This window comes from Streptomyces lydicus, from assembly GCF_000717345.1.
GTDB lineage: Bacteria > Actinomycetota > Actinomycetes > Streptomycetales > Streptomycetaceae > Streptomyces > Streptomyces lydicus.
This window is the reverse complement of sequence record NZ_JNZA01000064.1, coordinates 1-13,792: the sequence shown is the minus strand read 5'-3', so window position 1 is coordinate 13,792 and position 13,792 is coordinate 1. Positions and strand designations below refer to the sequence as shown.

12 protein-coding genes are annotated in these 13,792 nt (G+C 73.8%); 9 read left to right on the top strand and 3 right to left on the bottom strand.

Annotated elements, in window-relative coordinates:
- Positions 1-674 precede the first annotated feature (674 nt).
- Together OO62_RS35020 and OO62_RS35015 are read left to right on the top strand one after the other, a co-directional pair.
- A complete protein-coding gene (locus tag OO62_RS35020) occupies positions 675-1,604 on the top strand; it encodes a peptidoglycan-binding domain-containing protein (protein WP_106974946.1) in 930 nt (309 codons plus the stop codon).
- Between the two features lie 331 nt (positions 1,605-1,935).
- Positions 1,936-2,616 carry an HAD-IA family hydrolase gene (locus OO62_RS35015; RefSeq protein ID WP_033271760.1) on the top strand — a complete coding sequence of 227 codons (681 nt, stop codon included), beginning with the start codon at positions 1,936-1,938 and terminating at the stop codon, positions 2,614-2,616.
- A 271-nt stretch (positions 2,617-2,887) separates the two neighbouring features.
- Here OO62_RS35015 and OO62_RS35010 read toward each other — a convergent pair whose 3' ends face one another.
- Together OO62_RS35010 and OO62_RS35005 are read right to left on the bottom strand one after the other, a co-directional pair.
- Entirely contained in the window at positions 2,888-3,469 is a 582-nt protein-coding gene (locus OO62_RS35010) for a TMEM165/GDT1 family protein (RefSeq protein WP_033271759.1), read from the bottom strand.
- A gap of 179 nt (positions 3,470-3,648) precedes the next feature.
- Positions 3,649-4,407 carry an ABC transporter permease gene (locus OO62_RS35005; RefSeq protein WP_033271769.1) on the bottom strand — a complete coding sequence of 253 codons (759 nt, stop codon included), beginning with the start codon at positions 4,405-4,407 and terminating at the stop codon, positions 3,649-3,651.
- Positions 4,408-4,629: 222 nt separating this feature from the next.
- Here OO62_RS35005 and OO62_RS35000 point away from each other — a divergent pair, with 222 nt between their 5' ends.
- The 6 genes from OO62_RS35000 to OO62_RS34975 all read left to right on the top strand — a co-directional run bounded on the left by OO62_RS35000 (position 4,630) and on the right by OO62_RS34975 (position 12,295).
- Complete coding sequence (locus tag OO62_RS35000; RefSeq protein WP_033271768.1) at positions 4,630-5,274, top strand: HNH endonuclease family protein; 645 nt, start codon at positions 4,630-4,632, stop codon at positions 5,272-5,274.
- Positions 5,275-5,473: 199 nt separating this feature from the next.
- Positions 5,474-7,243, top strand: coding sequence for an alkaline phosphatase D family protein (locus tag OO62_RS34995; protein WP_033271758.1), 1,770 nt, complete (start codon positions 5,474-5,476; stop codon positions 7,241-7,243).
- A 124-nt stretch (positions 7,244-7,367) separates the two neighbouring features.
- Positions 7,368-9,425, top strand: a complete 2,058-nt coding sequence (locus OO62_RS34990) for an FAD/NAD(P)-binding protein (RefSeq protein ID WP_078617517.1) — start codon at positions 7,368-7,370, stop codon at positions 9,423-9,425.
- Positions 9,426-9,499: 74 nt separating this feature from the next.
- Positions 9,500-9,964, top strand: coding sequence for a DoxX family protein (locus tag OO62_RS34985; protein ID WP_033271757.1), 465 nt, complete (start codon positions 9,500-9,502; stop codon positions 9,962-9,964).
- Between the two features lie 228 nt (positions 9,965-10,192).
- Positions 10,193-10,846, top strand: coding sequence for a DedA family protein (locus tag OO62_RS34980; protein WP_033271756.1), 654 nt, complete (start codon positions 10,193-10,195; stop codon positions 10,844-10,846).
- 237 nt (positions 10,847-11,083) lie between these two features.
- Positions 11,084-12,295, top strand: coding sequence for a methyltransferase (locus OO62_RS34975; RefSeq protein WP_033271755.1), 1,212 nt, complete (start codon positions 11,084-11,086; stop codon positions 12,293-12,295).
- Between the two features lie 222 nt (positions 12,296-12,517).
- Here OO62_RS34975 and OO62_RS34970 read toward each other — a convergent pair whose 3' ends face one another.
- On the bottom strand, positions 12,518-13,093 hold the full coding sequence (locus tag OO62_RS34970; RefSeq protein WP_033271754.1) for a TetR/AcrR family transcriptional regulator: 576 nt from the start codon (positions 13,091-13,093) through the stop codon (positions 12,518-12,520).
- Positions 13,094-13,195: 102 nt separating this feature from the next.
- Here OO62_RS34970 and OO62_RS34965 point away from each other — a divergent pair.
- Positions 13,196-13,792: cupin domain-containing protein (locus tag OO62_RS34965; protein ID WP_106974945.1), on the top strand; the 597-nt coding region annotated here is incomplete at its 3' end.

Here is a 13,792-nt window from a genome sequence, read left to right as displayed (position 1 = left end):
GGCCCGGTGGCCGGGGTCCGGTGGCCGGGGTGCGTGGGTGTGGTCCGGAGGTGGTCGTCCGGGTCTCCTGGTGGCTCGGGCGTCTTGTGGCTTCCTGGTGCGCTCTCCCGGGCCTCCGGGACCGGTGTTCCCGTGGCTCGCCGGTACGGGCGGGCTCCCGGCTCGCCCGTGTGTGCCGGCGCCGTCCGAGCCGTGGGAGCCGTCGGACGCCGACGTCCGGCCTCCGCCGGACTTCTTCCATCCTGGGCGGTCCGACCGGATATGGCCCGCCGAGCGCGTTCTCGGGGGCATCAGCGCTCGGTAGCGGCCGTCACGCGGAGGTCACCCACGGGATGCCGGACGGATGTCTCCGAGCGCCTGCGCGGACGGGCGGCGCCTCTGGATAATCGCTGACTGTTCGAGGACCTCCAGGGAGGGGACCACTCGTGACGGCTTTACCGCCATGCCCGCACTGCTTTGCCCCGGTACGCGGTGACGGCCGGCCGACCTGTCTGTGCGCGGCGGTCGGCGCGGAGGACTTTGATCCGCTGCGCATACGGCCGTACGTGTCACTGCCCGGTGACGACGGGGCCCCCGGGGAGGGCGCCGGCGGGGGCGGGGCGGTTCGGGAGGGCGCCGACGAGCACGGAGCCGTCGGACGGGACAGGAGGCGGGCCGCCGGCGAGGCGTATCGCATGACGGGCGTCCGCCGGGGCGATCACCTGGACGACTTACCCGGGGTGGACGCGGCGGTACACAGAGCGGACACGGGGACGGGGACGTACAAGGCGTACGGGCCCGGCAGCCCGCCGGACGGCCCCGAACCGCTGCCGATCGAGCCGCTGCCGGTCGAGCCGCTTCCCATCGACCGTATCGAGCGTTTTCCGGCCTCCGCAGGCACCTCGGAGCCCCTGATCCCCCGGGCCCGCCAGCACTCCGGCCCCTCGTCGAGGACCTTCAGCTCCGCCACCGACGAGCCGACGGCCCGCACCTCCACCGCCACGGCCTCCGCCCCCGCACGCCGCAGGCGCGGCTTACCCGCCGTACTGGTGGCCGCCGGCACAGCGGTCGCCGCCACCGCCGTCATGATCGGCACCGATGTACTGTCCGGCGGACGCCAGGACCGGGCGGCACCTCCCGACGGGGGTGCGCCCTCCCCCACCGCCACCGCCCCCAGCAGCGACGACCCCGCCCCCACCGACGGCGGCAGTCCGTCCCCCCACGCCACGCCCTCCTCACCCGCACCGGACGCCACCCACTTCGGCGCCCCCAAGGCCACCGTGAAGCTCTACCGGACCGCGGAGCCGCGCCCACCCGCCCCCACCCGCGCCGCCGGCACCGTCATCGACTCCCCCAGTGGCCCCGGCCCCAGCACCGCCCCGGCCCCCGCCCCCACCGGGCCGATCGTGCTGCGCGAGGGATCCAGCGGCCCGGAGGTGGCGGAGTTGCAGGAGCGGCTGCGGCAGTTGGCGCTCTACGCGGACCCGGCGGACGGCCGGTACGACGCGGACGTACGGGCAGCCGTGTCCCGCTACCAGCAGTCCTACGGGGTCCAGGGCGACCCGGACGGCGTTTACGGCACCCGGACCCGGGCGTCACTGGAGGCGCGCACACAGCTGCCGTAGCGCCGGGAACCAGGGCGGCGGACCGCGCCGGCGGCGAGGCCGCGACGGGGACGGGGACCGGGCCCGCCGTGCTCGATGCCCGGGCCCGCTTGTCGGCACCCGTATGCGTTTTGTATCGTGAAGAAACAAAGTGGTTCCGCCCGCACTCCCTGACCGGCGGGCGGAGCCGCTCTTGTTCCCGCATGCCCTCCACCAGTCGCCCCGCTCCCCGCCGCCCGTACGGTCGCCAGCGGCCGCCCGGTCCCCGTTGGACCGCGCCGCGCAGGCCCCGGAGCCCGGCCCGCCGCAGCCCGATCCGCCCGTTCACCCGTAGCGCCCAGGAGCCCCGCCGATGACGGCAACCACCACGCTCACCGCCCGCGCCCTGCTGCTGGACATGGACAGCACGATCGTGAACTCGGAGGCCGTCGTCGAGCGCTGCTGGCGCCGCTGGGCCGCCGAGCAGGGCCTGGACGCGGACGAGGTCCTCAAGGTCGTACACGGCCGTCAGGGGTGGGCCACGATGGCCGCGCTGCTGCCGGACCGCCCGATGGAGCGCAACCTCGCGGACAACCGCCGGATGCTGGAGCAGGAGACCGCCGACACGGACGGCGTGGTGCCGGTCCCCGGCGCACCCGCGTTCATGGCCGCCCTCGCCGGGCTTCCGCACGCCTTGGTGACCTCTGCCGACGTCCCGCTCTCCGACGCCCGGATGGGCGCCGCGGGGCTGCCCATGCCGGCCGTACGGATCACCGCGGAGAGCGTGAGCGCCAGCAAGCCGGACCCGGAAGGCTTCCTCAAGGGCGCCGCCGAGCTGGGCTTCGCGCCCGAGGACTGCCTGGTCTTCGAGGACTCCGAGGCCGGCATCGAGGCGGGTCGGGCGGCCGGGATGCGGGTGGTCGGCGTCGGCGACCGCGCGGCGGCGTTCGCGCCCACCGTGCAGGTACACGACCTCACCCAGGTCCGCGTCGAGGCGCGGCCGGACGGCACGCTCGCGGTCCACGTCGCTGACGTCGCCACCGAGACGGCTTGAGCCCGACCCGCTCGAACCCGAGCCACCCGAGCCGGGTTGCTTGAGCCCGGCCGCTGGTAGCCGGCCCCGTCACTCCCCGCGCTCCCCGCCGGCACCGGTCACGGCCGAAGCGTTGGCCTCACCCTCCCCACTACACCCGCCCACCCCCCGAAGGGGGGTGGGCGGCGGGGAAAAAACATCTGCGGCCAGAAAAGCCTCGGGCCCCGCAATCGCCGGCAGGCCGGAAACCGGCCCTCGCGGGTGAGCCGCAAGCCCACCCCCGCGGTACGCCTCAGCCCGCGATCGCCTCGTACAGGCTGAAGGCCGCCAGCAGCGCCATCACGGCCGCCGCGATCTTGGTGATGAGCTTGAGGGGGACGTACTTCATCAGGGTGCGGCCGCCGAGGATGCCCAGGCCGGCCACGGCCCACAGGGCCAGTACGGCGCCGACGCCGACCGAGAGGGGGTCGTCGTAACGGGCGGCGAGGTTCGCGGTCATGATCTGGGTCAGGTCGCCGAACTCGGCGACCAGGATCATGGTGAAGCCCGCCCCGGCCACCTTCCAGAAGCTCTGGTCCGCGGGCTTCTTCACCTCTTCCTCGTCGTCGTCCTTCTTGAACAGCAGCACGGCGGCCCCGGCCAGGAAGAGCACCCCGACCACGGCCTGGAGGACGCGGTGCGGAAGCAGCGTCAGCACGCTGCCCGCGGCGATCGCGAGCGCCACGTGCACGAGGAAGGCCGCCGCGACGCCGACGAAGACGTACGACGCGCGGTAACGGGTGCCGAGCATCAGGCCGGCGAGGGCGGTCTTGTCGGGCAGCTCGGCAAGGAAGATGACGCCGAAGACGACGGCGGCGACGGTGAAACTGAACACGGGGCGGAATACCTCGATCGGTCGGGCCGCGCCAAAGGGGCCCGGGAAAGGGGTCGCTTCGGCACGGCAGCGTCAAACACTGCGGCCGAAGGTCTCGCTGGCGCGGTGCGTCTCCGCATCGCGCTCCGGGCGCCGGCTCGCCACGAGGGCAAGCAGTATGTCGACGGTCCGGCAGAGAGCTACTCCCCTTCTGCTGTCGTCAAGGGTACGCGGTGCAGTCGCCCGCGCGCGACCAGCTCCAGTACCACCGCGCACGCCGCCGCCTGCACCGCCAGCAGCGCGACCAGCACGAACAGCTGCACCGCCCCGGCCTGTACGGGCGAGGCGCCGCCCAGCAGCATGCCGACGAACGCCCCGGGGAGTGTGACCAACCCCACGGTCCGGGTCTGGTCGAGCCCCGGCAGCAGCGCGTCCGACGCGGCCGGGCGGGCCACCTCCATGCGTGCGTCACGGTCCAGCAGGCCGAGCGCGAGCCCCGCCTCGAACTCGCCGCGCCGGGTCTCCAGCTCGTCCAGCGCCCGCCGTCCGCCCAGCACGGTGGCGGTCAGCGCACCGCCGATGAGGATGCCGGTGACGGGGATGAGGGTGAGTCCGCGGGGCGGCAGCAGGCCGGTGGCCAGGAGCAGGCCGACGACCGGGGCGACCCCGACGGCGATCGGTACGGCGGCCCACCACCAGGTGCGGTTCTGGGTGATCCGGCGCCCGGCGGTGCGTACCGCCACCGTGAACATCAGCAGGAGGAAGCAGACCAGCCAGGGAAGGGCGTGCACCACCCAGCCGATGAGGTAGGAGACGGCGGCGAGTTGTGCGGCCGCGCGCAGTCCGGCGAGGGCGATGGCCCGGGCGTGCCCGAGGTGGGCCAGTGCGGCGACGGCCACGGCGGCGGCCAGCAGGACGGCGAGGACGACCCCGAGGGTGGCGTTGACCGGCAGCAGCACGGGCTCACTGTAGGGCGGGAAGCCGGGGCGCACGCGCCGGAGCGGCTCAACCGGAGTGCCATTGCGCACTTATGGCGCTCCGTCAACCCCTTGAACTGACGTGAGCATGTCGTCACTCTGTTACCTGGTGCCCACCCCACGGCAACCCCACGTCGCCACCATGGGGCGCGCACCGACAGGTCAACTTCCCCCCACTTCAAGGGAGTTCCGATGGCAAAGGCCATGTCGAAGGTCTACGCGCGTCGAGTTTCCGTTGCCGCGGGTTCCGCCGCGGCCCTGTTCTGCACGCTGGTGCTCAGCGGCCAGTCCGCGCAGGCGGCACCGCCCAGCCCGCCGAGCGCGGCCACCGCGCGGACGTACCTCACCGAGATCAAGGAGCAGCCCGAGGGCCCGCAGGACGGCTACAGCCGCGACAAGTTCCCGCACTGGATCGACCAGGGGAACGGCTGCAACACCCGCGAGGTGGTGCTCAAGCGCGACGGCACCAACGTCCAGCAGGACGGCAGCTGTGCGGCGGTCAGCGGGTCCTGGGTTTCCGCCTATGACGGCGCGACCTGGACGAAGGCGGACGACCTCGACATCGACCACGTCGTCCCGCTGTCGGAGGCGTGGAAGTCGGGTGCCGCGCAGTGGACCACCGCGCGCCGCCAGGAGCTCGCCAACGACCTGACGCACTCCCAGCTGATCGCCGTCACCGACAACGTCAACCAGGAGAAGGGCGACAAGGACCCCGCCAAGTGGCTGCCGCCGAAGGCTTCTTACCACTGCGAGTACGCCCGGATGTGGGTGTGGGTCAAGCACGTGTACGGCATGACCGCCGACTCCGCGGAGAAGGCCGCCCTGAAGAAGATCCTGGACGCCTGCTGATCCCCGGCCTCCCGTCCTAGGGCACGCCCCGTTCCGGACGTCTCCCTCCGGGCACCGCGCCCGTCGACCGGCACTCACCGGCCGGCGGGCGCGCGCCACGTCCCGGCCCGTCCCCCGGGCCTTCCGTGGCCCCTGCCACTCCCGCACCTCCTCGCGCCCTCCTGCTCCTATCCTCTGAGCACGACGACGGGAGGCACCGATGGCCGGACTGCGCTTGGGTCCGCTGCTGCGCTACGTGGACGCGGACAGCGCGACGGTGTGGGTGGAGACCGACCGCCCCTGTGAGGTGACCATCCGCTGCGGGGACGGGGCGAGCGGCACGGAACGCACCTGGCAGGTGGCCGGGCACCACTACGCGCTGGTCCCGGTGACCGGCCTGACCCCCGGCAGCGAGACGCCCTACCAGGTCCTGCTGAGCGAGTCGGGGGCACCGGCCGACGGCGACCGGGAGGAGGTCTGGCCGCTGCCCGGCAGCCACTTCCCCGAGAGCACGATCCGCACCCTTCCCGCCTCCGGGGACAGCCCCCTGAGCATCGCCTTCGGGTCCTGCCGCTGGTCGGCGACGCCGTCCCAGGCCGCGCACGACCCGGTCGGGCCGGACGCCCTGGACACCCTCGCCGCCACCCTGGCCGCCGAGCCCGGCCGCCGGCGTCCGGACGTGCTGCTGCTGTTGGGCGACCAGGTCTACGCCGACCAGACCTCCGAGGCGACCGCACGGGCGCTGGCCGGTCGCCGGGACGTCACCGAGCCCCCGTGGAAGCAGGTCGCCGACTACGAGGAGTACACCCACCTCTACGACGAATCCTGGCTCGATCCGGAGGTCCGCTGGCTGCTGTCCACGGTCCCCAGCTGCATGATCTTCGACGATCACGACGTGATCGACGACTGGAACACCTCCGCCGCCTGGGTGGCCCGGATGCGGGCGACCCCCTGGTGGCACGAGCGGATAGTGGGCGGGCTGATGTCGTACTGGGTGCACCAGCACCTGGGCAACCTCTCGCCCGCCGAACTGGCCGCGGACGAGCTGTACGGCCGGGTTCGGGCGGCGGGCGACGGCACGGACCTGGTACGGGAGTTCGCGGCCGAGGCGGAGGCCCGTCCGGAGTGCGCGCGCTGGAGCTACCGCCGCGACCTCGGACGGGTGCGCCTGGTCATGATCGACACCCGCGCCACCCGCGTCCTCGACGAGGGCGGCCGCGCGATGCTCGACAAGGCCGAGGGCGAATGGCTGCGGCAGGCCGTGCTGGACGGGCGGGGCGACTACGACCATCTGCTGCTCGGCAGTTCGCTGCCCTGGCTGATGCCGCATCTCATCCACGCCGCCGAGGGCTGGAACGCCGCGCTGTGCGCCGGCGAACGCGGCCCGCGCTGGGCGCGGATCAGCGAAGTCCTGCGCCAGCGGGCGGATTTGGAGCACTGGGCGGCGTTCCCCGCCTCCTTCACCGCGCTCACCGAGCTGATCGCCGAAGCCGGCTCCGGCCCGGACGCCCCGGCGACGGTCTGTGTGCTGTCCGGGGACGTGCACCACGCGTACGTGGCGGAGCCGCACTGGCGCGGCACCGGACCGCGGCCCACGAGCCGGGTGCTCCAGCTGACCTGCTCCCCCGTCCACAACAGCATTCCCGGTTCGCTGCAGGCCGGATTCCGCTTCGGCTGGAGCCGGACCGGCCGCCGGCTGGGGACGCTGCTCGCGCGGCACGGGCGGCTGGACCGGCCGGCCGTGAAGTGGCGCCGTACGGGCGGCCCCTGGTTCGGCAACCAGCTGATGACGCTGACGCTGGCGGGCCGTACCGCGCATCTCGTACTCGATCAGGCCCATCGGGACAGGGCGGACGATGTCCGGCTCGTCAGGGTCTGGCAGGACGGGTTGTCCGGTACGGGAGTTGTCGGGGATACGGAAGGTGTCGACGGTACGAGGGGTGCGGGTGCGCCCTCCCCCGGAACCGAGGACCCGGTCAACGAGGGATAACCCACCCGGGTGCCGCTCGGGTGGGCCCGGCAGTGATGATGGGGCGCACGTTTGCCCGTCGCCCCGCCTGTAGGGCTGCCCGCGCCCCGCGCCGGCCGCCCGCCCGCCCCAGGGAGAGCCCCTCTTGGCAGCCGACCACCTCGCCGACCGCCCTCCCCGCCCCGCCCTCGGCATCGGCGCCCTCGACCTCGCCGTCGTCGGCGCGGGGCCGCGTGGCACGAGTGTGCTGGAGCGGATCTGCGCCTCGGCCGCCGAACTCGCCCCGGGCGCCCGTCTGACCGTCCATGTCATCGATCCCGCCCCGCCCGGCGCCGGCCAGGTCTGGCGCACCGCCCAGCCGCCCGAGCTGCTGATGAACACCGTCGCGTCGCAGGTCACGCTGTTCACCGATGCGAGCGTGGAGTGCGCAGGACCGATCCGGACGGGGCCGAGCCTGTACGACTGGGAGGGGTGTGACGTCGGACCGGACGCCTATCCGGGGCGCGCGCTGTACGGCCGCTATCTGGAGTGGGTCTTCCACCACACGGTGCGCACCGCGCCCCGGGAGGTGACCGTCGTACCGCACACCGCCCGCGCGGTGCGGCTGTCCGAGGCGCCGGACGGGTCGCAGTCGCTCACCCTCGACGACGGACGGACGCTGGACGGTCTGGGCGCGGTGGTGCTCGCCCAGGGGCATCTGCCCACGGCGCCGGACGCCGAGCAGCGACGCCTGGCCGACCACGCCGCCGCGCACGGTCTGCACTATCTCCCGCCGGCCAACCCCGCCGACCTGACCGCGGAGCTGGCGGCGCTGGCCCCGGGCCGCCCGGTGCTGCTGCGCGGTCTCGGCCTGAACTTCTTCGACCACATGGCGCTGCTGACGACGGCCCGCGGCGGCCGGTTCGTACCGGCCGCGGACGGCGCGCTGCGGTATCTGCCCTCCGGGCGCGAACCGCGGCTGTACGCGGGCTCCCGGCGCGGGATTCCGTACCACGCGCGCGGCGACAACGAGAAGGGCGCGCACGGCCGCCATCTGCCGCTGCTGCTCACGCCGGACGTGATCGCCGCGTTCCGCAAGCGCGCCGACTCCGGCGATCTGCCCGACTTCCTGGCGGAGGTCTGGCCCCTGGTGGCGAAGGAAGTGGAGGCGGTCTACTACGAGGCGCTGCTGACGCGGCGGGAGACGGACGGCGCGGGGCACGGCGGCCCGTCGGCCGACCCGGTGGACGCCCCGCCCGGCGACGGGCTCCGCCTGCGCTTCCGGGACCGTTTCCTGGGCAGCGCGCACCGCAGCGCCGAAGAGACGGCCACCCTGGACGCCTTCGGCATCGCGCCCGCCGAACGCTGGGACTGGGAACTGCTCTCCCGGCCGCACACGGGACGGACGTTCACCGACCGCACCGCGTTCCGGGAGTGGCTGCTGGACCACCTGCGTACGGACCTCGCGCACGCCCGGCAGGGGAATGTCTCCGGCCCGGTCAAGGCGGCCCTGGACGTACTGCGCGACCTGCGCAACGAGTTGCGGCAGATAGTCGATCACGCCGGGGTGGCCGGGGCGTCCCGCCGCGACCATCTGGACCGCTGGTACACCCCGCTGAACGCCTTCTTGTCCATCGGGCCGCCCGGGCGCCGGATAGCGGAGATGACGGCGCTGATCGAGGCGGGGGTGCTGGAGGTGGTCGGCCCCCGGATGACGGTCCGGTGGGGCGACGGAGACGGCACGGCGCCCGGCTTCACCGCGTACTCCCCGGACGTTCCGGGCTCGGAGGTGACGGCGACGGCGCTCATCGAGGCGCGGCTGCCGGAGCCGGACCTGCGGCGCACCGGGGACGAGCTGCTGGCCGGGCTGCTGGCCGCCGGCGGCTGCCGGCCGCACACCGTGGACGGCTACGAAACCGGGGGGCTCGATGTGTCCGCCAGCCCGTACCACCTCGTCGAGGCCGACGGGCGGCCGCATCCGCGGCGGTTCGCGGTCGGGGTGCCGACGGAGGGCGTGCACTGGGTGACGGCGGCCGGGGCGCGTCCCGGGGTGGGGTCGGTGACCTTGGCCGATACGGACGCGGTGGCCCGGGCGGCGCTGCGGGCGGCGCTCGGTGCGGCGGAGGCAGCGGGGCCGGACGGGACCGTAGGGGCGGAAAGAACGGTAGGGGCGGGGTCGTCACGGACCGGTTCGGGCCGAAGGCCCCATATGACCAAAGCTTGAACTTGCAAGCACTGTTAGGCACCCCTAACCTTTGCCTCCACGGTTCTACTCGTCCCCAGCCGTAGGAGCCCCCCATGTCCACACCCCTCAACTCGTTCACCCAGAGAGCCACGCCGCACGCGCTCGCGCTGTTCCGCGTGGTCGTCGGCCTGCTCTTCGCCTGCCACGGCGCGTCCTCACTCTTCGGCGTGCTCGGCGGCGCGATGGGCCAGGGCGGCACCGTTCCCACCGGCGCCTGGCCGGGCTGGTACGCCGCGGTGATCCAGCTCGCCGGCGGCCTCCTCGTGCTGCTCGGCCTCGGCACCCGCGCCGCGGCGCTGGTCAGCTCCGGCTCGATGGCGTACGCGTACTTCTCCGTTCACCAGGGCACCGCGCTGTGGCCGATACAGAACGGCGGCGAGGCGTCCGCGATGTTCTGCTGGGCGTTCCTGCTGCTCTTCTTCACCGGCCCCGGCGCCTGGGCCCTGGACCGCGTCTTCTTCGGCGCGAGCGAGCCGGAGACGGTCCCGGCCGCCCCGCGGGAGCCCTCCGCCGCCTGACGGGAGTCGGGCCCCGGCCCGGCGGCCCCGACGACCGCATGCACCACCCACGGCCCGTACGGCACAGCGCCGTACGGGCCGCGGCGCGTCCGCGGACGCCACCCGGCAAACGCGCATTTTCCACCCCCCGCCACCCGTCCCGGAGGCCAGGCGTACGCTGTATGGCTGTAGAGCCGCCCCTGCCGCACCGAGCGACGTCGCGGCGGGGTTCGGACCGGGAGAAGGACGTTGTTGGAAAGCCTGGGGTCCCTCAGCGGCACCCCTTGGGTCTATGCGATCGTCAGCCTCTCCATCGTTCTCGACGTATTCGTCCCGATCCTGCCGAGCGGGGTCCTGGTGATCGCCGCGGCCACGACGGCCGCCGGTACCGGCACCGCGACCGAGGCCGTCCGCGGCGTCGACGTCGCCTCGTCCGTCCACAGCGGCGCCCACCTGGCCGAGGTCTTCTCCCTGGTGGTGTGCGCGGCCACCGCCTCGGTGCTGGGCGACATGGTCGCCTACCGGCTCGCCTGGCGCGGCGGCGACCGCTTCGACCGGGCCATCAGCCGCTCCCGCCGCCTGACCGCGGCACAGCAACGACTCGGTGCCGCGCTCACCCGCGGCGGTGGCGGCATCGTCGTACTGGCCCGCTTCGCGCCCGCCGGGCGTTCCGTGGTCAGCCTGGGCGCCGGCGTCGCCCACCGCACGGTCCGCGAGTTCCTCCCCTGGTCCGCACTGGCCGGCCTCGCCTGGGCCGCGTACAGCGTCAGCCTCGGCTACTTCGGCGGCCACTGGCTCGGTACGTCCTGGGTGAGCACCGCGCTCTCCGTCGTCGCCCTGTTCGCCGCCGGTTCGGCCGCGGCGTTCCTGATGCGACGGCCCGGACGTCGCGCGGCCCACTGACCGGCCCGGCCCGGACGCCGTACGGCCCACTGACCGGCGCGGCCCGGGGAGCGGTTGCGTTCCGACCAGCCCCGATGCCTCGACGGGGCGGAGCCGGCACGGAGTAAAGTCGACCGTCACACCGCCCCGCCCGCCGCCGCCCGCGAGCGCCGCACCGCGCCCCCGAGGCAGGCCGTACGCCGCACCGCAGCGGCAGCCACGGGAGGGGCCCGAACCACGGACGCGAGGCACACAGCGGTGAACCAACCACCGGTCGTCGAATGGACCGAGGCCGACCGGCCGCGCTCCGCCCGCTGGCGTTCGGAGAACGGCTCCCCGCCGCCCCGCCGCATCGCCGTCGCGGACGACCGCACCCGGGCCGACGAGGCGTACAAGCTCGCCTGCGAGGGCACCGCGCTGCTGTGGCGCGGCGACTTCCACAACGCCCGGCAGCTGCTGACGGCGATGGCCCGCCGCATCGACCGCCGGCCGCGCAAGACACCGCCGGCCGATGTCACCCAGGCGTTCCACGTGCACCGCGCCGCGCAGAACCACCGCGCCCGCATCCTGGGCATGTTGCTGGTCCCGCTCGACGCGGCCTACGGCGTCCCGCTGCACCGCGCCCCTGACGTACGCGAAGCCTGCACCAGGGCGTACGGCCCCGCGGAGCCCGACCCGACGCCGGCGTCCGCGCCGCAGCCGGCTCCGGGAGAGGGCGCGGACACCGCCGAGGGTTCGGCCGCGGCCACCGCCTCCCTCGTCTCGCTGCGCGAACTCCTCGCCCTCATCGGCGCCAACGAATGGCGGCGCAAGGGCGTGGAGATCCCCGCGCTGGGCGGCGACCGGATCCATCCGCACTACGGCGTCTTCTCGCCCGCCCGCGGCGAGTACGTCGACCTGGTCGCCGAGGCACCGTTGCCCTCCCAGGAGCTCGCCTTCGACATCGGTACCGGCACCGGCGTGCTGGCCTCGGTGCTCGCCCGGCGCGGTGTGCGCCGGATCGTGGCCACCGACCAGGATCCGCGCGCGCTGGCCTGCGCCCGTGAGAACACCGAACGGCTGGGCGTCGCCGACCGGGTGGAGGTGGTCGAGGCCGATCTGTTCCCGGCCGGCCGCGCCCCTCTGGTCGTCTGCAATCCCCCGTGGGTACCGGCCAAACCGACCTCCCCCGTGGAGCGCGCGGTCTACGACCCGGGCAATCAGATGCTGCACGGTTTCCTGACGGGTCTGGCGGACCATCTCACCCCGGACGGCGAGGGCTGGCTGATCCTCTCCGACCTGGCGGAGCACCTCGGCCTGCGCCCGCACGCCGAACTCCTCGACGCCTTCGCCACGTCCGGCCTCACGGTCCTGGGCCGACTCGACGTCACCCCGCGCCATCCCCGCGCCCGCGACACCTCCGACCCCCTCCACGTGGCCCGCGCCGCCGAGGTCACGTCCTTGTGGCGGCTGGGCCCGGCAGACCGTTGACGCCACATGTCACGCCCGCCTCAACCGTGACGCGAGGGTGACGGCTGCCAGGCAGGAGCCGGAGGTCTTCTCGTAGCGGGTGGCGATGCCGCGCCTCGCTGACCGGGCGCGACCGCCTGTCAGCCCTCAGCCGCAGACCGTCCGCGCTCAAGGGCCGGGCAGGGTCCAGGTCCTGCCCGGCTCCGGGACCGGGACCGGGCAGGACTCCGGGGCCAGGAGCCCTCAAGGCCGCAACCCCGCACACGCATTGCGCACGTAGCGGCGCCAGTCACCGGCGCCGTACCGGATCACCGCCGCCAGCCCGCACACGATCATCACCACATCGCCGACCTCGGCGTCCTCCCGCACCGCGCCCTCCTCCTTGGCGCGGACGAGCAGTTGGCCCGCGATGTCCTCGGCCCGGGCCCGGCCCTCACCGGTCGGCTCGGTGGACCCGAAGGCCGCCTCGATGGACGCGGAGAGCCCCCGCTCGGCATCCAGCACCTCACCGATGTGCTCCAGATACGCGGCCAGCCCGTCGGCGGCCGTCGCGCTCGGCAGACAGCGGGTGCGCCCGAACTCCACGATCTCCGCCTGGCGTTGCTCCCCCACGGCCGCGATCAGCGCCGCCCGGCTGGGGAAATGCCGGTAGACCGTCCCGATGCCCACCCCCGCCGCGCGGGCCACCTCGGGCATCTGCGCCTCGTCCCCCCGCGCGCGGAACACCTCCCGCGCGGCGTCCAGTACACGGGTGCGGTTGCGCTCGGCGTCGGCGCGCGGGCGGCGCGGGGAACCGGCAGAGGTCGAAGAGGGTGCCACATCGTCGATGCTACTGCTACGGTTAAACGGAATCGGATTCCAGTTCCGCTTCAGTTTTCTTCTGCTTCCGCCACACCGGCGCCGAGAGAGGACACGCTCACCATGCCGCTGCCCCAGCCCACGCCCACACCCCAGCCCACACCGCTCCCCCAAGGGCGAGAACGCTTCCTCGTACTCCAGCCCGGCGAGCGCCGGCCCGGCCGCGTCCCCCTGCCGCCCGGCCTCGACGTCAAGGCCCGCACCGCCGACACCGAAGGCCGGCTCGCCATCCTGGAGAACCGGCTCGACATCGACATCCCGCCGCACATCCACCACCACGCCGATGAATTCGTCTACGTCCTCGAAGGTGAGCTGGAGGCCGACATCGACGGCCTGACCCACCGCCTGACGCCGGGTATGTGCGTCCTGCTGCCGCACGGCGTCCCGCACGCCCTGCGCAACGCCTCCCAGCCGCCCGCCCGCTGCCTGCAGATCTCCTCGCCGGGCGGCTGGGACGAGTTCATGGAGGACATGTTCGAAGCCGGCCCGGTCGTCATGAAGGACGGCCACCCCGACCACGACCGACTCAACGAGATCGGCGCGAAGCACGGCATGCAATACGGCATCGACAACGGCACCGGCCACACCACCCCGCCACCCTCCGCCCTGTCTCTTATACACATCTCCGAGCCCACGAGACTCCTGAGCATCTCGTATGCC

What these genes read in the sequence shown, in the direction of transcription:
- OO62_RS35020 (WP_106974946.1), top strand. Translation starts at nt 675, where the DNA reads ATGACGGGCGTCCGCCGGGGCGATCACCTGGACGACTTACCCGGGGTG.
- OO62_RS35015 (WP_033271760.1), top strand. Translation starts at nt 1,936, where the DNA reads ATGACGGCAACCACCACGCTCACCGCCCGCGCCCTGCTGCTGGACATG.
- OO62_RS35000 (WP_033271768.1), top strand. Translation starts at nt 4,630, where the DNA reads ATGTCGAAGGTCTACGCGCGTCGAGTTTCCGTTGCCGCGGGTTCCGCC.
- OO62_RS34995 (WP_033271758.1), top strand. Translation starts at nt 5,474, where the DNA reads ATGGCCGGACTGCGCTTGGGTCCGCTGCTGCGCTACGTGGACGCGGAC.
- OO62_RS34985 (WP_033271757.1), top strand. Translation starts at nt 9,500, where the DNA reads ATGTCCACACCCCTCAACTCGTTCACCCAGAGAGCCACGCCGCACGCG.